Annotated in this window: 16 protein-coding genes and 1 other annotated feature; of the genes, 2 read left to right on the forward strand and 14 right to left on the reverse strand. The window is 41.1% G+C overall.

All coding sequences use genetic code 11. The annotated features are described in order from the left end of the window. Positions 1-184: 184 nt before the first annotated feature. From hisH to L0B53_RS10180, 8 genes are all read right to left on the reverse strand, one after another. The gene (gene hisH / locus L0B53_RS10145; protein WP_409202835.1) at positions 185-787 is read right to left on the reverse strand and encodes an imidazole glycerol phosphate synthase subunit HisH; all 603 of its coding nucleotides are present in this window, start codon (positions 785-787) and stop codon (positions 185-187) included. Continuing rightward, positions 784-1,854: a bifunctional histidinol-phosphatase/imidazoleglycerol-phosphate dehydratase HisB gene (gene hisB / locus L0B53_RS10150; protein WP_235061926.1), complete on the reverse strand. Its 1,071-nt coding sequence runs from the start codon at positions 1,852-1,854 to the stop codon at positions 784-786. Before hisB ends, hisH begins: the two co-directional genes overlap by 4 nt. 33 nt (positions 1,855-1,887) lie before the next feature. Next, entirely contained in the window at positions 1,888-2,937 is a 1,050-nt protein-coding gene (hisC, locus tag L0B53_RS10155) for a histidinol-phosphate transaminase (RefSeq protein ID WP_409202827.1), read from the reverse strand. Next, on the reverse strand, positions 2,938-4,248 hold the full coding sequence (gene hisD, locus L0B53_RS10160; protein WP_235061927.1) for a histidinol dehydrogenase: 1,311 nt from the start codon (positions 4,246-4,248) through the stop codon (positions 2,938-2,940). Between the two features lie 4 nt (positions 4,249-4,252). Beyond that, positions 4,253-5,146 (reverse strand): ATP phosphoribosyltransferase, encoded by an 894-nt coding sequence (gene hisG, locus L0B53_RS10165; RefSeq protein WP_235061928.1) that lies wholly within the window; start codon positions 5,144-5,146, stop codon positions 4,253-4,255. Positions 5,147-5,266: 120 nt separating this feature from the next. After that, positions 5,267-5,391: a sequence feature (His leader region), on the reverse strand. 183 nt (positions 5,392-5,574) lie between these two features. Continuing rightward, positions 5,575-5,874, reverse strand: a complete 300-nt coding sequence (locus L0B53_RS10170; RefSeq protein ID WP_235061929.1) for a YciI family protein — start codon at positions 5,872-5,874, stop codon at positions 5,575-5,577. 158 nt (positions 5,875-6,032) lie between these two features. Next, a complete protein-coding gene (gene yciA / locus L0B53_RS10175; RefSeq protein WP_235061930.1) occupies positions 6,033-6,431 on the reverse strand; it encodes an acyl-CoA thioester hydrolase YciA in 399 nt (132 codons plus the stop codon). 206 nt (positions 6,432-6,637) lie between these two features. Then, the gene (locus L0B53_RS10180; RefSeq protein ID WP_235061931.1) at positions 6,638-7,210 is read right to left on the reverse strand and encodes a septation protein A; all 573 of its coding nucleotides are present in this window, start codon (positions 7,208-7,210) and stop codon (positions 6,638-6,640) included. Between the two features lie 380 nt (positions 7,211-7,590). Between L0B53_RS10180 and L0B53_RS10185 the strand changes: the two genes are divergently transcribed. Next, positions 7,591-9,630 carry a S9 family peptidase gene (locus L0B53_RS10185; protein WP_235061932.1) on the forward strand — a complete coding sequence of 680 codons (2,040 nt, stop codon included), beginning with the start codon at positions 7,591-7,593 and terminating at the stop codon, positions 9,628-9,630. Between the two features lie 120 nt (positions 9,631-9,750). Here L0B53_RS10185 and trpA read toward each other — a convergent pair whose 3' ends face one another. The 6 genes from trpA to L0B53_RS10215 all read right to left on the reverse strand — a co-directional run bounded on the left by trpA (position 9,751) and on the right by L0B53_RS10215 (position 16,478). Then, positions 9,751-10,560, reverse strand: coding sequence for a tryptophan synthase subunit alpha (gene trpA, locus L0B53_RS10190; RefSeq protein WP_235061933.1), 810 nt, complete (start codon positions 10,558-10,560; stop codon positions 9,751-9,753). Next, positions 10,560-11,750, reverse strand: a complete 1,191-nt coding sequence (gene trpB / locus L0B53_RS10195; RefSeq protein WP_235061934.1) for a tryptophan synthase subunit beta — start codon at positions 11,748-11,750, stop codon at positions 10,560-10,562. Before trpB ends, trpA begins: the two co-directional genes overlap by 1 nt. A gap of 126 nt (positions 11,751-11,876) precedes the next feature. Continuing rightward, on the reverse strand, positions 11,877-13,271 hold the full coding sequence (gene trpCF / locus L0B53_RS10200) for a bifunctional indole-3-glycerol-phosphate synthase TrpC/phosphoribosylanthranilate isomerase TrpF (protein ID WP_235061935.1): 1,395 nt from the start codon (positions 13,269-13,271) through the stop codon (positions 11,877-11,879). Positions 13,272-13,273: 2 nt separating this feature from the next. Beyond that, complete coding sequence (gene trpD, locus L0B53_RS10205; RefSeq protein WP_235061936.1) at positions 13,274-14,272, reverse strand: anthranilate phosphoribosyltransferase; 999 nt, start codon at positions 14,270-14,272, stop codon at positions 13,274-13,276. A gap of 14 nt (positions 14,273-14,286) precedes the next feature. After that, on the reverse strand, positions 14,287-14,910 hold the full coding sequence (locus L0B53_RS10210; RefSeq protein ID WP_235061937.1) for an aminodeoxychorismate/anthranilate synthase component II: 624 nt from the start codon (positions 14,908-14,910) through the stop codon (positions 14,287-14,289). 11 nt (positions 14,911-14,921) lie between these two features. Continuing rightward, positions 14,922-16,478, reverse strand: a complete 1,557-nt coding sequence (locus L0B53_RS10215; protein WP_235061938.1) for an anthranilate synthase component 1 — start codon at positions 16,476-16,478, stop codon at positions 14,922-14,924. Between the two features lie 364 nt (positions 16,479-16,842). Here L0B53_RS10215 and rnm point away from each other — a divergent pair, with 364 nt between their 5' ends. Beyond that, complete coding sequence (gene rnm / locus L0B53_RS10220) at positions 16,843-17,715, forward strand: RNase RNM (RefSeq protein ID WP_235061939.1); 873 nt, start codon at positions 16,843-16,845, stop codon at positions 17,713-17,715. The last annotated feature ends 37 nt before the right edge of the window (positions 17,716-17,752 follow it).

Raw genomic sequence — 17,752 nt, forward strand, 5'->3', positions numbered from 1 at the left:
GCTTAATGTTATCCCTTTCATACTTGAAGTCGCTAGATTGTTGGCTGTATTCATTCACCCCAATCATATAGAGAAGCTATACTCATGGGGCCTCACTTACTTGCCGCCGACTAGTAACGCCAATTATTTTAGGTATATATGGTTTCAAATTACATGATTAATCTATTTTTAATTCTGAGTTTCATTACATAAGTAAGAAGTTTTGAATCAGCTTTGCGCCAACTTTACTTGAACGCTCTGGGTGAAATTGCACGCCAAAGTAGTTACCACACTGAATTGCGGCCGTAAAATCCTGACCATATTGACAGCTTGCAATGGTATATTCAGGGCTAGTTGGCATTGCAAAGCTATGAACAAAATAGAAGTAACTATCGCTGTCGATACCTGCAAATAGAGGATGCTGATCTTTAACTGAGATTTTATTCCAGCCCATATGTGGAAGTGGAAGATCACCCGACTGAATTTTATTAATTGGTGCAGGACAGATCCCTAAACAGGTAATGGGACTTTTACCTTCTTGAGAAATTTGACCTAGAAGTTGCATACCCAAACAGATACCAAGTAGCGGTTTCTCGACTTGTTTGATCAGAGAGATCAGATCTCGCTGTTCTAGATTTTTCATCGCTTCAGACGCAGTGCCTACACCGGGTAAAAATAACTTATCGGCGGCTAGAATCGTTGCGGGATCGCGAGATATTTCAACGGAGAAACCTAAGCGTTCAATAGCAAACCGTAACGAGGATATATTGGCACAACCGGTATCAATAATTACAACATTTGCCATTATAAAACCCCTTTACTACTTGGTAGTTCATTACCTTTGATCTCAATTGCTTGGCGTAGAGTTCGACCAAAAGCTTTAAATAGGCTTTCAACAATATGATGATCATTATGACCACTAGAGCTAAGGTGTAAGGTACACGCTAAGGTATCCGTTAAAGAGCGGAAGAAGTGTTCTACCATCTCTGTTGATAGATCACCGACTTGCTCACGACCAAACTCTGCTTCAAATTTAAGGTACGGACGACCAGAAAGATCAAGAGCACATTGAGCTAAACATTCGTCCATTGGTAAAGAAAAGCCAAAACGACCAATACCACGTTTATCACCCAAAGCCTCTTTTAATGCAGAACCAAGAGCGAGGGCAGTATCTTCAATGGTATGGTGATCATCAATGTGAAGATCGCCAGAGACGTTAACAATCATCTGGAAACCGCCGTGTGTGGCGATCTGATCTAACATATGATCAAAAAAGCCTAGCCCTGTATGGATCTCATTGCCGCCGCTTTTATCTAGATTGACAGAGATTGAGATATCCGTCTCTTTGGTGGTGCGAGTGACGCTTGCAATTCGTGGGTGAGTTGTCAATTTCTCAACAATATGCTGCCAGTTTAGTGTTTCTCGATTATAAAGAATACCGGAAATCGCCATGTTTTCAGCTAACTGTAGATCGGTTTGACGATCGCCAATCACCACTGAATTTTTGAAGTCAACGCGACCTTGTTGGAGATATTCTTTAACCATGCCAAGTTTAGGTTTACGGCAGCTACAGTTCTGCTCTTCAAAATGAGGGCAAATTAAGGTATCACTAAATGTAACCCCTTGAGAGCTGAAGATCTCCATCATCATATTATGAGGAAGATCGAAATCAGCCTGTGGGTAACTATCGGTACCGAGACCATCTTGGTTAGTGACCATCACTAATTGATAGCCTGCATTTTGTAACGACAATAGAGCAGGGATAACATTGGGCTCTAACTTCAGTTTGTCTAAACGATCAACTTGAAAATCGATAGGTGGCTCTTCAATTAATGTTCCATCACGATCGATAAATAGTATTTTCTGTTGTGCCACGGGGCATCTCCTTATGAAACTTTCCAATAATTCTTAATCGTTAATTTGTTGCTTAATAAACTGTAAAACCGCGTGATTCTCTTGCTCTGTTCCAATTGAGATTCGAATACAATCTTCAATCGGTGAGTTACGAAGGATCATGCCACTATCCCATAGCGCTTTAAACATTCGATCGCCATCAGGGAATCTCACCAGTAGATAGTTACCGTAGCCAGAGTAAACCGTGACCGCTGCTAACGCTTCTAGTGATTGTTGTAATAAACTTCGTTGACGGTTTAACTCTGCAACTTGCTGATCTTTTTTAGCGATACCCGTTTGGCTCAAAGCGTCTGTCGCGATATCAGCCACAGGTACGGCTACCGGATAAGGTGCAATCACTTTTAGCAGTAACTCAATCACTTGGCGGTTTGCTAAGGTGAAACCACAACGTAAGCCAGCCAATGCAAAGGCTTTTGATAAGGTTCGCAAAATCACTAAATTTGGATAAGTCGCGAGGAGATCTTTGGTTGAAGCATCAAGACAAAAATCGATATAAGCTTCATCAACCACCACCAATGCGCGATCCTTAGTCGTCTTTAAAAGCGTTTCTATATCTTGGCGCTTCAATAAGTTACCGGTTGGATTATTTGGACTACAAACAAATACCACTTTGACGTTATCAAGATTTTTCTCTATCGCAGTAATATCAAGTTGCCATTCAGCTGTTAGAGGCACCACTTTTTGTGCAACACCAAATGTCTCAGCACTGACAGAGTACATGCCGTAAGTCGGTGGGCAGTAAAGGATTGCATCTTGGTTTGGTTCACAAAATGCTCTGATCAGTAATTCAATCCCTTCATCAGCACCTCGTGAGGCGATCACTTGCTCTGGTTTGACTCCTGCGTATTCGGCATAAGCATTGATTAACGCTTTTGGCTGACACTCGGTATAGCGGTTGAGTGGTGAACCAGAGTAACGCTCACTGTTATTAAATGGAGATTCATTCGCGTTGAGCCAGATGTCGCCACTTCCGCCAATACGTCGCGCAGAAAGGTAAGGGGTAAGTTGTTGCACATTTTTCCGAGCCAATTTGATAATATCCATTTATGACTCCCTTGATTCTTGCTCTGCTCGTAACTTTTTCACTCGTAGCGTGACGGCATTTTTATGAGCATCAAGACCTTCAGCTGCCGCAATGGTTTCTACGGTATTTGAGATATCTAATAGCCCTTGTGGGGTGAGTTCTTGAATCGTCATTCGTTTACTAAAGTCAGCTAAACCAAGACTAGAGTAGGTACGCGTATAACCATAAGTCGGTAAAACGTGATTCGTTCCAGAGGCATAGTCACCGACAGATTCTGGAGACCAGTGACCGACAAAGATTGAGCCTGCGTTATCTAATTGAGGCAGTAACTCTCGAGCATCAAGCGTTTGAATAATTAAGTGCTCAGGTCCGTATTGGTTTGAGATATCGATACAGGTTTGGATCGAGTCTGTCACGACAATGGTACTTGAGGTGAGTGCTTGTTCAGCGATCTCTTTTCGTGACAGTTCAGCTTGTTGTTTCCAAACCGCTTCTTTTACTTCTTCCGCGATAAATTTCGATGGCGTAACTAAAATCACTTGAGAGTCTGGACCATGCTCTGCTTGACTGAGAAGGTCAGCCGCAATAAAGTCTGGGTCTGCACTCTTATCAGCAATCACCATCACTTCAGAAGGGCCTGCTGGCATATCGATAGCTGCGCCCATAAAGTCATTGCTAACTTGGCGTTTCGCTTCGGTAACAAAGGCATTACCTGGACCAAAAATCTTATCCACTTTGGTGATTGATTCTGTTCCATAAGCCATTGCAGCAACGGCTTGCGCACCACCCACATTGTAGATCTTATCGATATTACAGAGTGATGCGGCGTATAAAATCTCATCAGCAATCGGCGGCGGTGACGCTAAAATAACTTCACCACAACCCGCGATCTGAGCAGGCGTACCGAGCATTAATACCGTTGATGGTAATGGTGCACTGCCGCCAGGAATATAAAGTCCAACAGAGCGGATTGGTCGAGTAACCTGCTCACAAACAACACCCGGTTGGGTTTCAACACGAATAGGTTGAGGTTGCTGGGCTTGGTGAAACATGGTGATATTTTTATGTGCTTGTTGCAGTGCTTGTTTAATATTTTCTGGTAAGCGTGCAGATGCAGCCTCTATCTCAGCTAGAGAGACCATTAAAGCATCGGGTTTAACGCCATCAAAACGCTCGGTAAGTGCTAAAACAGCCTCATCGCCTTGTCGCTTTACTTGGTCAATAATTGCAGAGACACTGCTATTGATATTTGATTCATTAGTGATTGCCGGACGAGTTAAAACTTGCTGTTTTTGCTCAGTGCTTAATGTCTGCCAAGATAGAGTTTTCATCAGCTTACTCCATCATTTTTTCAATTGGTAATACAAGAATAGAGCTCGCGCCTAACTCTTTTAGTTGCTCCATGGTTTCCCAGAATAGCTTTTCACTACTGACAAGGTGTACCGCAACAAGATCATCTTCATTCGCTAACGGTAAAATTGTTGGTTGCTCAGCACCAGGCATAAGTGCAATAACTTGGTCTAAACGACTTTTGGGTGCGTGAAGCATAATATATTTTGACTCTTTTGCTTGAATCACACCTTGGATTCGAGGAAGGAGTTTGTCGATAAGTGCCGCTTTCTCTGGCTCTAGTTCACCTTCACGTTGAATTAATACCGCTTTTGAACGATAAATAACTTCAACCTCTTTTAGGCCGTTCGCTTCTAGTGTTGCACCAGTTGATACTAAGTCACAGATCGCATCGGCTAAACCCGCACGAGGTGCGACTTCAACAGAACCATTTAACATACATGTTGTTGCATTGATCGATTGCTCATTCAGGAAGCGTTTAACTAATTCAGGATAAGTAGTTGCGATACGCTTGCCTTCTAAGTCTTGAGGACCGTTGTAGTCGAGCTCTTTTTCTATTGCGATAGATAGACGACAGCCACCAAAATCAAGGCGACGAAGTAATTTATAGCTACAAGGTTGCTGACTTTGTGCACGATCTAAGCACTCTTCCTCTAATACATTTTGACCGATTACACCGAGATCAACCACACCATCCATCACCAGACCTGGAATATCGTCATCACGAACTAATAGTAGATCGATTGGCATATTTTCAGAATGAGCAATCAGACGCTCGCCTTGAAGGTTAACTTTAACGCCACAGCGCTTTAGGAGTTCCTGACACTCTTTGCTTAAGCGTCCTTTCTTTTGAATTGCAATTCGTAAACGGTTTGTCATATCTAATTCCTTGTTTTATCGCTGTCCTGTTAAGAGGATTTATCCCTTTGTTATTTGACGATACGGAGACATTGAGTCGCTGTATTCATAACATTGGGTATTCATAATTTGATTCTAAAAAGTAAAAAACCCCTGGAAGTTTTGTGCTTCCAGGGGTTCTAATTTGTTCTATTTAACCACTGGAAGTCTCTTTTCTTCCAGGTGAACGTATTCTCCTGAAAGTTTAATCAGGATGATGATGATTTAAAAATAGAGAAAGAATACGCATTGGATTAAATTCACTTTTAATTTGATTAAGATGCTTTTATTTAGTTAAGTTACTTTAGTTATCAAACTGAAGCTACCTAATAAAGCTTCATTTTATAGGTATTTAACTTAACTAAGGTTGCACAACATTGCAACCTTATTTTTACGATAAATCAAAAAAGTTATGGTAGTACTTTAATGAACGGTTTTACAATGACCTGTTGATAAACCCCAGCAGCGATATAAGGGTCTGCATCTGCCCAAGATTGAGCGAGTTCTAGACTGCCAAATTCCGCAATAACAGTAGAACCTGTAAATCCAGCACTACCCGGCGCTTCGCTATCAATGGCAGGATTGGGGCCTGCAACCAGTAGACGTCCTTCTTGTTGTAACTCATTGAGACGAGCAAGGTGCGCTTCTCGAACAGAAAGGCGACGCGCTAGACTATCTTCAACATCTTGAGAAAAAATCACATACCACATAACGAACTCCTTAATTGGGGATTATACCCTTCATACTTGAAGTCGCTAGGTTGTTGGCTGTATTCGTTTGCCCCAATCATAGAGTACATTTATGCTCATGGGGCCTCACTCACTTGCCGCCGACTAGCAACGCCAATTATTTTAGGTATAGATAATTTTTAGGCTTTAGGTTTCACAGGGCGCGGGCGACCGTGCTCATTGATTGCTACATAATTAAATCTAGCGTTACAAACTTTATAACGTTCACCGACCTTATCATAAGCGACAGGCTTAACCCATACTTCAAGATCGATACTGATAGAGGTATTACCAATACGAGAGCATTCACCGTAACAACAGACAACATCCCCCACAGTAACAGGGGCTAAAAAGGTAATATTATCCACTGAAACAGTGACAACTCGCCCTTGGCAAATCTCTTTAGCTAAAATTGCTCCGGCTAAGTCCAGTTGAGACATGATCCAGCCGCCAAAAATATCACCATTGGCATTAGTATCTGCAGGCATAGCAAGGGTGCGAAGTAGGGTTTCACCTTTAGGTAAATCTTCAGTACTCATTTCTGTTCCTTTTTTCGAGCGACTCTTTTGTGTTATGAAAGAGAAAGATCGAACATCATCGTAATTAGAGCCTTTATTAGATTATAGCTGCTTACTTTTAAATCATTGACTTTTGATGACAGCTTTTATGAGTATTTTTAAGCGATCAATATTGAGAGAACGAGTCATTAATTAAGAAAGTAAGCCGCAATCTGTCTTGTTAACTTTTATGACTCTTTTTTATCTGCTTCATTTTCTTCTGTTTCACCCTTTTCGGATTTAGGCATATGTTTGTACATATAAATTCCACTTAGAATGGTAAAGATGAAGGTAATAATCAATAAACCAAAAACTTTGAAGTTAACCCAAACATCCAATGGAAGTTTGAAAGCAACATAAATATTGGCGACAGCACAAATCGCAAAGAATAGAACCCAAGCACCATTAACACGATTCCAAACATAATCTGGTAGAGTGATCTCTTTCCCTAACATCCCTTTAATTGCCGGTTTATTCATTAATTGTGAAACGAGTAGACCGATAGCAAAAATAGCGTAGACAATCGTCACTTTCCATTTAATGAAATTATCATCGTGAAGGAAAATGGTTAAGCCACCAAATACAGTCACCATAATAAAAGTAATCAACTGCATTTTTTCTACTTTACGATATTTATACCAAGTAAAAATAAGCTGAAGTGCCGTTGCAACAATTAATGCCGCGGTTCCAACATAGATATCGTACATCTTATATAGAGTAAAAAAGATAACGAGTGGTATAAATTCAATTAGTTGTTTCATGTATGACCTTGTCCATAAATTTTTGATAGTCTAACCCAACAACTCAACGATTTCCTAGCTAAACGTGCCTAAATATAGTTAAACATAACTAAGCATAGCTAACGTTGGTCGTTATCCGTGGGTACCGTTTATCCCCTTCATACCCTCATACTTGAAGTTGCTAGGTTGTTGGCTGCGCTCATTCGCCCAATCATATAGTACACCTATACTTATGAGGCCTCATTCACTTGCCGCCTACTGACAACGCCAATTATCTTGAGTATATATATCAAGTAAGAAGGATATATAATAAATAATCATGAATCTTCATGTTCATTTCTGCATATTAAAGATGATTCAAGTATCATAATCAATAAGCACCGCAATTAAAGAGGCATCTTGTGATATCACCCACAGCAAAACGCATCCCCCATTTGATGGAAAAACATCAGGATTCTCGTCATGACCCTTATTATTGGTTACGAAATTTAGAACAAGATCCTGATGTCAGAGCTCATTTAGAGCAAGAGAATCTTTATACTCAATATCAGTTAAGTGATTGCCGTGAATTACAGACATTGCTCTATAAAGAGTTACGATCTCGAATTCAGGAGGAGAAAACAACGTATCCAGTCACATGGGGTAACTTCTCTTACTTTGAGCGTTATGTAAAAGGTCAAGAGTACCCGCAGCATTGGCGTGCTGCGATTGATAGTAAGTTAAATGATGAGCATCTCTTTTTAGATGAAAATAAATTGGCAGGAGATCATCCGTATTTTGATCTCGCTGGTTTTGAAGTGACGCCAGATCAAACATTATTAGCTTATGCTGTTGATACCGAAGGGGATGAGAGTTATCAGATTCGTTTTATGGATATAGCAACGGGAAATGAATTTGATCAGGTTATCGAAGGCGCATCAAGTTCATTTGTTTGGTTTGCTGATAGTCAAACGTTAGCTTATGTACTTTTAGATCAACATCATCGCCCGTATAAAGTAAAAACCCACACATTAGGGCAGCCGAAGGAACTTGATCCTACTATCTATTGTGAAGCGCAAGTCGGTGAGTTTTTTATCGGTTTAGATAAAACGCAAGATGAAAAGTATCTGTTGATTGAGGCGGAAGGAGCAATCAGTACCGAAATTCATTGGATTGATGCTAATGACCCACAGCAAGTACCCACGGTCATTGAACCTCGTCGAATCGGACATGAGTATTATGTCGATCATTGTGACGGTTACTTTTATATTCAAACCAATGATATCGATCCTAACTTTAGAATGGTGAAAACCAGCGTGACGCAAAGTCACAGCGCTTACTGGCAGCAGCTTATTGCACCATCTTCAGAAAGAATGTTGACCAGTTTTATCTGTTTTAAGCAGTTTATGGCGGTCACTGAAATGTATCAGGGACTACCGCAGATTAGTCTGTTAGAAGGGTACAGCGAACGCCATTATATTGAGTTTCCTGAACAAGCTTACTCGTGCTATTTAGGTGATAACCCAGAATTTGATACTCAACAGTTGCGTTATGGTTACTCCTCTCCTGCGACGCCGCCATCACTTTACCACTATCACCGACAAGAGCGACGTTCAGAACGATTAAAACAAGAACCGATTGCTGGATTTTGTGCTGAAGATTATAAGGTCGAACGAACCGTGGTAAAAAGTCTCGATGGTGTCGATATTCCGGTCACACTGTTTTATCACCAACAGACAAAAGTTGATGGTAAGGCGCCCTTGTTGCTTTATGGGTACGGTGCTTATGGTGTCAATATTAAGCCTGATTTTTCGGCGAATGTTTTATCGTTAGTTGATCGAGGGATTGTCTACGCAATCTGTCATGTTCGAGGTAGTTCGACCCTTGGCAGAGCGTGGTATGAAACCGGTAAATTTAAGCAAAAAGAGAACAGTTTTGATGATTTGAATTGCTGTGCTGAAGCCTTAGTTAAGCGTAATTACGGCGCTAAAGAGCAAGTGATGATAATGGGGGGTAGTGCAGGTGGACTATTAGTTACGGCTGCAGCTAACCGTCGACCTGATCTTTACTGTGGCGTTGTAGCCGAAGTACCTTTTGTTGATGTCTTGACGACGATGTTAGATCCCGATCTTCCTTTAACTCAATTAGAGTACGATGAGTGGGGTAATCCTGAGCAGATGGATTATTATCACTATATTAAAGGCTATTCACCTTACGATAATATTCCTCACAATGATTATCCTCATCTACTGTTAACGGCGGGGATTTCTGACCCAAGAGTGACCTATTGGGAACCGGCTAAGTTTGCGCTGAAAGTTCGAGATACGGTGACTTCAGATAATATGGTGCTACTGCATACCAATATGGAAGGTGGTCATGGAGGAGCTACGGGACGCTTTGCTTACTTGGTAGAAGAGGCGATGGTCTATAGCTTTATTCTTAAGGTTTATGGATTAAAGTAAGTTTAGTAATAAAAAGCCCATTTCCCTTATGCCGCTTAAATAGATATTTAGGCAGCTGGTGGGTAATGGGCTTTTTGTAGATATTATGTTTTAGCACTTAATTTTTTGAAGTTTACGTTCTTAAGCTTTCTTTGTTGCTGCTTTCATTGGGGTGATAAAAGCCGCTAATTTTTCAAGCATCACAGGCGTATTATCTTTATTCTGTTCGATGATTTTCACGACCGCAGAACCAGAAATTGCACCGGCTGCACCCGCTTCAATCGCTTCTTTCACTTGCTCTGGTGCTGAAATACCAAAGCCAAGCAGAGGAGGTGGTGCATCAAACTGTTGTAAGTTATCAAGTAATGCAGTAATTGGTTTACCCGCTTTCGTTTCTGCACCTGTTACGCCAGCTCTTGATAGCAAGTAAGTGTACCCGCCACCTAATTTAGCCACTTGAGACAGGGTTTCTCGATCACCATTTGGCGGCGCAATAAAGATAGGATGTACATTGTGCTTTTTCGCAGAAGCAACAAACACTTCAGATTCACCGGTCGGAACATCCGCAATCAATACTGAATCAACGCCGGCTTTTTGACATTTAGCGTAAAAGTTATCAATACCATCGGTATAAACTAAGTTAGCATACATCAATAGGCCAACTGGGACGGTAGGGTGTTTTTCACGAATTTTAGTCAGCATTTCAAAACAAACCGTTGGGGTTGTTTTAGCCTCTAATGCGCGAATCGTTGCCCCTTGAATCGTTGGGCCATCTGCTGAAGGATCAGAGAATGGGATCCCTAGCTCAAGAGCATCTGCACCTGCGGCAACAAGGGTATCGATAATCTGCAATGAAACTTCCGGTGAGGGATCACCTAACGTGACGAATGGGACAAAAGCCCCTTCATTTTTCTGTTTTAATTCAGCAAATAGGGTTTGATAGCGATCCATTACATCACTCCTTGTTGTTGTAGGATATCGTGAACAGTGAAGATATCTTTATCTCCACGACCGGATAAATTAACCACCATGATCTGCTCTTTTTCTGGTTCTTCATCAATCAATTTAAGGGCATAAGCTAAAGCATGAGCAGACTCAAGTGCTGGAATAATACCTTCTTTACGAGCCAGTAATTGGAATGTTTCTAATGCTTCATCATCGGTGATTGAACCATATTCAGCACGACCAATTGAATTTAGGTAAGCATGTTGAGGACCAACAGATGGGAAATCAAGTCCAGCTGAAACTGAGTAAGATTCTTCAACTTGACCATCTTTATCTTGCATTAGTGGTGCTTTCATTCCAAAGAAGATCCCCATCTTGCCATGCTTTAATGGTGCGCCATGCATCGGGGTATCGATCCCTTTACCTGCTGGCTCGACACCAATTAAGCGGACTTCTGGATCATCGATAAAATCAGCAAACATACCGATAGCATTTGAACCACCGCCAACACAAGCTACAACCGCATCAGGAAGGCGCCCTTCTTTTGCTAAGACTTGGCGTTTAGTCTCTTCACCAATCATTTTTTGGAATTCACGAACGATAGTTGGGAATGGGTGAGGGCCCGCAGCCGTGCCTAATAGATAATGTGCTGTGTCGTAGTTTGCCGACCAGTCACGTAGTGCTTCATTACAAGCATCTTTTAAGGTTGCTGAGCCTGCATGAACAGGAATTACCTCAGCACCCATCAGTTTCATTCTGAATACGTTCGGGCTTTGACGTTCAACATCTTTTGCACCCATGTAGACACGACATTTTAATCCTAATAGTGCGCACGCTAGCGCTGTAGCTACGCCATGTTGTCCAGCCCCTGTTTCAGCAATGATCTCTTTCTTACCCATACGTTTAGCAAGAAGTGCCTGACCCAGAACTTGGTTTGTTTTATGAGCACCGCCGTGGAGGAGATCTTCACGCTTTAAGTAAAGACGAGTTTTACTGTGAGACGCTAAATTTTGACAACGCGTTAATGCCGTTGGACGACCAGCATATTCGGTTAATAGGGTAATAAATTCTTCTTGAAACTCAGGATCTTTTTGAGCATCAATAAATGCTTGTTCAAGTTGGTCTAAAGCTGGAACTAAGATTTGTGGTACAAATTGACCACCATATTCACCAAAATAGGCATCTAACTGACTCATGACTTTTCCTTTAAATTTTAATTTGTTGATACCCATTATGCTTGAAGTTAGAGGTTTATCGATGATTCTCAATTTAGCTTTAAGACATTTGGGTTGAAATTCTGTTTAATTTATTTACTTTATGTTTCAGTAAGCTCTAATCTGACTAAATATTTGAGTTAATTTTTCTGACTCTTTGATTCCTGGAGCACTCTCAGCCCCTGAGTTTATATCTAGTCCTAAACAGGCTAATTGACTCGCTTGTTTGGCATTTTCTGGTGAAATGCCGCCCGCTAACATTATCTGCTTTTTGTTCTCTTCTGAGATCAACTGCCAATCAAATACTTCACCAGTACCACCGGTTTGGGTTACGGTTTTGTTATCGATAACCTGAGTGACTTTGCTGTCTAATAGGTAACGGTCAACCTGTTGGTAATTGAACTCAGGTAGCTGCTTAGAAACAGCAAGGGCTTTCCAAATCTCAGTACTTTTCGGTAATAAGTCTCGAAGTTGATCGATATATTGTTGATCTTCATCGCCATGTAACTGAATCACATTAAGGTTTAATGCGGCAGCAATTTGTGATACTTCATTAATCTCTTGATTTTGAAAAACACCGACATAGCTCAATGGTGCAGCAGCTTTAATTTCTTTGGCTTGATTGACGCTGATAACACGTTTTGACTGTGGAACAAAAATCAATCCACCGTAGTTCGCCCCAGCTTGATAAGCGGTAATGGCATCTTCAGGGCGAGTTAAACCGCAGACTTTATTATCACCTAAAAGAACACGACGAACCGCACGCTCTAAATCTTGTTCACCCATTAATGAGCTGCCGATTAAGAAGCCATTAGCAAATTGAGCAATATCGCGAACTTGTTGATGATTATTAATCCCAGACTCAGAGATAACAATGACACCTTCAGGCAGTTGTGGCGCTAACTCTTTGGTGCGATTAAGATCAACGGACAAGTCTCTTAAGTTTCGGTTATTAATTCCTACCAACGGAGCTTTTAGGGCAATGGCACGTTCAAGCTCTTCTTGATTACTCACTTCGGTTAAAACATTTAGATTGAGAGAGTGAGCAAGATCGAATAACTCACGATACTGTTGATCATCCAGTACCGAAAGCATCAATAAAATCGCATCGGCTTGATAATAGCGAGCTAAATAGACTTGATAAGGATCTACCATAAAGTCTTTACAAATAACGGGAACATTAACTTGAGAGCGGACTTGATTGATAAACTCAAAATCACCTTGGAAGTATTTCTCATCGGTTAAGACGGAAATCGCCGTGGCGTAACGACCATAGATGCCTGCGATATAATCAAGATCAAAATGGTCGCGGATTAAACCTTTAGAAGGCGAGGCTTTTTTACACTCAAGGATAAAACTGGTTTGAGATTCACCCAGTGCGGCATACATATCACGATCACTTGGTGTTATCTCATCTTGGAAGCTGGCTAGTGGTTGAGCCTCTTTTCGTGCGGCAACCCAGATCTTCTTATCTGCAACAATTTCTGCTAATACCGTTTCCATTTCTATCCTCGCTCTGCTAATTGAGAAACTAATTCTAAAGGCTTACCACTGCGCATCACTTCGATCGCTTGTTCTGCATTGGCTTTTAAATCTTGGTGGCCAAACAGACGCATTAATAATGCCACATTGGCTGCGACTGCACTTTGTTGGGCATCTGACGCTTTACCTTGCAGAATCGCTTCAGTAATTACTCGATTTTCTGTTGGTGTACCACCCGCAATGGAAAGCAGAGAGTGTTCTTTTAATCCAAAATCAGCAGGTTTAACGCTATAACGGTTAATTTCACCATTAATGATCTCTGCAACGTGGGTTTCACCATGAATTGCCACTTCATCAAGTCCTGAACCATGGACGACAGCTGCTCGCTTCATGCCTAATTCAACCATGGTTTGTGCAATGGGATCGATAAGGGCGGGATCATAAACACCCATCAACTCAATTTTTGGTTTTGCAGGATTGATGAGTGGACCTAAGATATTGAAGATGGTGCGTGTTTTCATGGCTTGACGAACAGGCATTGCATGGCGTACCCCTTGATGATAGTGAGGGGCAAATAGAAAACATAGACCTAAATCATCTAAAGCTTGACGAGAACTTTCTGCATCCATCGCCAGATTAATACCAAAAGCATCAAGAAGATCAGAAGAGCCTGACTTACTTGAAACACCACGATTACCATGTTTAGCGACTTTTAAGCCGCAAGCCGCCGCTACAAATGCCGACGTTGTCGAAATGTTGATAGTATTCGCACCATCTCCCCCTGTACCGACAATATCGGCAAAGTCATAATCAGGTGTTGGAAAAGGGCTAGCATTTAATTGTAATGCGTTTGCAGCACCAGCAATTTCACTTGGTGTCTCTCCTTTAATTTTAAGAGCAGTTAAAATAGCGCCTAAAAGAATCGGTTCAACATTACCTTTAATAATCGCGTCAAACAGCTGATTACTTTCCGCAAAAGAGAGTGACTGTTGTTGGTATAACTTTTCGATAATCTGTTCCATATTGACTCTCCTTATCAATGAGCAGCAGTTTGATTGTTTTTTGTCGTTTGTTGTTCTGTTACCCATGCTAATGTTTGGGTTAGTAATACAGCACCTTGAGTGGTTAAGATTGATTCCGGGTGGAATTGGAATCCACAAACGCGATCTTTAGGATGAACAACGGCCATAACCAGTTGATCTACCGATGCCACACAGTCAAGTTCATCTCCTAGATCTGTTGCCACGAGTGAATGATAGCGACCAATCGGTAAGGGATGATCTAACCCTTTAAACATCGCTTCACTATTGTGTTCCATTAAAGAGGGCTTGCCGTGCATAATCTCTTGAGCACCCGCAACTTTGCCACCATAAGCTTCAACAATTGCCTGATGACCTAAGCAGATACCAATCATAGGTACATGACCTTTTAAACGATGAATTACTTCAGGCATAGAGCCCGCTTCTGATGGCGCTCCAGGGCCAGGTGAAAGAACCAGTATTGGATTTTCTAAGCTTTGAATAGCTTTAACGATATCTTCGGCAGGTAAGTTATTACGATAAATCGCAACGTTATGACCTAAAGAGCGGAACTGATCCACAAGGTTATAGGTAAAAGAGTCAAAGTTATCGAGTAAAATAATTTGTTGTTGGGCTGACATAATGTTGACTCCTAGTTGATTGAATGCGCATGTTTAATCGCGTTAATCGCGGCTTGAGCTTTACCTCGGGTCTCATCGGCTTCGGCTTGAGGTATTGAGTCATAAACCACACCTGCACCCGCTTGAATCGTTGCCATACCATCTTCAACATAAGCAGATCGGATAACAATACAGGTATCCATACTGCCTGTTCCGGTTAAATAACCCACCGCACCGCCATAACTGCCTCGACGTTGGCCTTCGACTTGACGGATTAACTGCATCGCACGAATTTTTGGTGCACCCGTTAGTGTTCCCATGTTCATACTGGCTTGATAAGCATGCAGCGCATCTAATTCTGGGCGAAGCTGACCAACAACGCGAGAGACTAAATGCATAACGTGGCTATAACGGTCAACTTTTAGCAGTTCTGCTACGTGACGAGTGCCTGCTTGGCTAATTCGAGCGACATCATTACGAGCTAAATCGACCAACATCATATGTTCTGCTTGCTCTTTTTTATCACAACGTAGTTCTAACTCGATACGGCCATCAAGATCTTTATTGATAGAACCATCACTGTTTTTGCCGCGACGACGAGTACCCGCTATAGGGTAAATTTCCACTTGATTATCTTTGGCATCATATTTCAATGCACTTTCAGGAGAGGCGCCAAAGAGTGTGAAATCACTATCTTTTAGATAGAACATATATGGGCTTGGATTTTGTACTTTCAATGTACGGTAAGCTTGTAATGTAGATGGACAAGGCAGTGTAAATTGACGAGAAGGAACCACTTGGAAAATATCGCCCTTAATCACTGATTGTTTTAAGTCATCAACAATTTGACAGAAATCAGAGTCTGAAATATTGGTTTCGACACTGATATCTTCAACAATTGTTGCTGGTGGAATTTCAGTCACTTGAGTTGACTTAATTTGCTCAAGACGTAAGGTTAACTTTTCACGATTTAATTGCTCATTTTCACCAGAGAACAGTGTACCTTGTAATTCTGATGTCTGCTTTTGATGATCAATCGTTAATAAAGTCTCTGCGATATAGAAAAGGTAATCAGGGCAGTTATTTCCTTCTGCAATGGTCGGCATTGGTTCAAAATTTTCAACCAGATCGTAAGCGAACAGCCCAGCAAGGAAGAGTGCTTTATCTGGTAGCCCTGCAAGTTGATAACAATGACGAATCGCACGCAGTGGATCCATAGCAGACAATTGTATTAAACGGCTATCTTCATCTAAAGCGGGTTCAATATTCGGTACCGTTAATTGTAAGGTTGTACCTTCTAATATTGGATTAAATAATGAATTGATGCTTTGTTGCAGGTGAGTTAATACATTTTCACCATTGGTTGTTAAGGCTGTTAGTATTATCTGCTTACCACGACAAGTGATACGAACGGCGGCATCAATGAGCATTAAGCTCTGTAAATTCTCTTTTGACTCAATTTCTGCTGATTCAAGTAATAAACTGCAATTACTGTCATTACAAAGATTAAAGTAGAGTTCGGTTGGATCTGAGTAGTAAGGAATTGTTAAATGAATAACATCCAATTGACCGATAGTATTTGTAGGCATGGTACTAAGAGACTCCATAATTAATCATTATCAACGCTAAGTCAGGTTAAGTTGTTGTTAGTTTGGTTAATACTATTACAACATATCGTTAGAACTGTCTATTTTTTTGTAAAAAAAGCCCGCAATAAGCGGACTGTACAAGGTATTAGATACACAAAATTCAGCCGCCTAGTTATTAGGATGGCCACCACCAACTTTTGTTAATTGAACAATTGCGGTTATTTTGCTGTATCATACAAAACCTATGTTAAAAAGAGAGATAGATAATTCATGTACTAGTTAACTAGTATTTGGCTTGGGTGTCAATCTTATTTTTTGTATTTTTATTCGTTATTTTTAAGTTAGTAGTAAAGGCCACCAATAAATGATTTTTGATTTACATAGCCACACTCTTGCTTCTGATGGAAAGTTTACTTCTGAAGAATTGGTATTAAGAGCGGTAGAACATAGAGTTTCAGTGCTTGCGATTACTGATCATGATAGCGTTGCTGGTTTGCCGAGTGCGAGAGAGGCGATTAAAAAGCATAACCTTCCCCTTCATCTTATTGCTGGAATTGAGATTTCCACAGTATGGGAAAATAAAGATATTCATGTTGTGGGATTAAATGTGGATGAAAACAATCCTATTTTACAATCGTTTATCGTTGAGCAAGCTGAAAGAAGAGATCAGCGCGCTATACTTATGGGTGAACGGTTAGCGCGAGCCAATATTGAAGGTGCCTATGAAGGGGCAAAAAAACTCGCAGGTGACGGAAGTTTAACCCGCTCACACTTCGCTCAATGGCTCGTTGAACATGGCTATGCAAATACAATGCAAAACGTATTTAAGAAATATTTAGGTCGTGGAAAAATCGGTTATGTTCCACCACAATGGTGTTCGATTTCTGAAGCCATTGAGATTATTCATCAAGTGGGAGGACAAGCAGTTCTTGCTCACCCTCATCGTTATAAGCTAACGCCTAAGTGGACAAAACGACTATTAAATGATTTTTCGCAAGCGGGCGGTGATGGAATGGAAGTCGCACTACCTCAACAGACACAAGATAATCGACGACTATTAGTGCAATACTCGAACGACTATAACTTATTAGCGTCACAAGGTTCTGATTTCCATTATCCATCTGCTTGGTCTGATTTAGGCCGGAATTTATGGCTTCCTGCGGGAGCAACCGCAATTTGGGATGATTGGAATCTTCCTAAGGTGATTGAGCCACAGCAATCAAATATTGAGAATTAACGGTGGTTTGAGTCATGATACTCAACCATTTTTGGAG

Origin of the sequence: Vibrio sp. SS-MA-C1-2, assembly GCF_021513135.1 — a bacterium.
Taxonomy (GTDB): Bacteria; Pseudomonadota; Gammaproteobacteria; order Enterobacterales; family Vibrionaceae.

Coding starts and splice junctions, on each gene's coding strand:
- trpB (WP_235061934.1), bottom strand. CDS start 11,750: ATGAGTCAGTTAGATGCCTATTTTGGTGAATATGGTGGTCAATTTGTA.
- L0B53_RS10215 (WP_235061938.1), bottom strand. CDS start 16,478: ATGCCTACAAATACTATCGGTCAATTGGATGTTATTCATTTAACAATT.
- hisC (WP_409202827.1), bottom strand. CDS start 2,937: ATGGATATTATCAAATTGGCTCGGAAAAATGTGCAACAACTTACCCCT.
- L0B53_RS10210 (WP_235061937.1), bottom strand. CDS start 14,910: ATGTCAGCCCAACAACAAATTATTTTACTCGATAACTTTGACTCTTTT.
- trpD (WP_235061936.1), bottom strand. CDS start 14,272: ATGGAACAGATTATCGAAAAGTTATACCAACAACAGTCACTCTCTTTT.
- L0B53_RS10180 (WP_235061931.1), bottom strand. CDS start 7,210: ATGAAACAACTAATTGAATTTATACCACTCGTTATCTTTTTTACTCTA.
- hisG (WP_235061928.1), bottom strand. CDS start 5,146: ATGACAAACCGTTTACGAATTGCAATTCAAAAGAAAGGACGCTTAAGC.
- trpA (WP_235061933.1), bottom strand. CDS start 10,560: ATGGATCGCTATCAAACCCTATTTGCTGAATTAAAACAGAAAAATGAA.
- L0B53_RS10170 (WP_235061929.1), bottom strand. CDS start 5,874: ATGTGGTATGTGATTTTTTCTCAAGATGTTGAAGATAGTCTAGCGCGT.
- rnm (WP_235061939.1), top strand. CDS start 16,843: ATGATTTTTGATTTACATAGCCACACTCTTGCTTCTGATGGAAAGTTT.
- yciA (WP_235061930.1), bottom strand. CDS start 6,431: ATGAGTACTGAAGATTTACCTAAAGGTGAAACCCTACTTCGCACCCTT.
- hisD (WP_235061927.1), bottom strand. CDS start 4,248: ATGAAAACTCTATCTTGGCAGACATTAAGCACTGAGCAAAAACAGCAA.
- trpCF (WP_235061935.1), bottom strand. CDS start 13,271: ATGGAAACGGTATTAGCAGAAATTGTTGCAGATAAGAAGATCTGGGTT.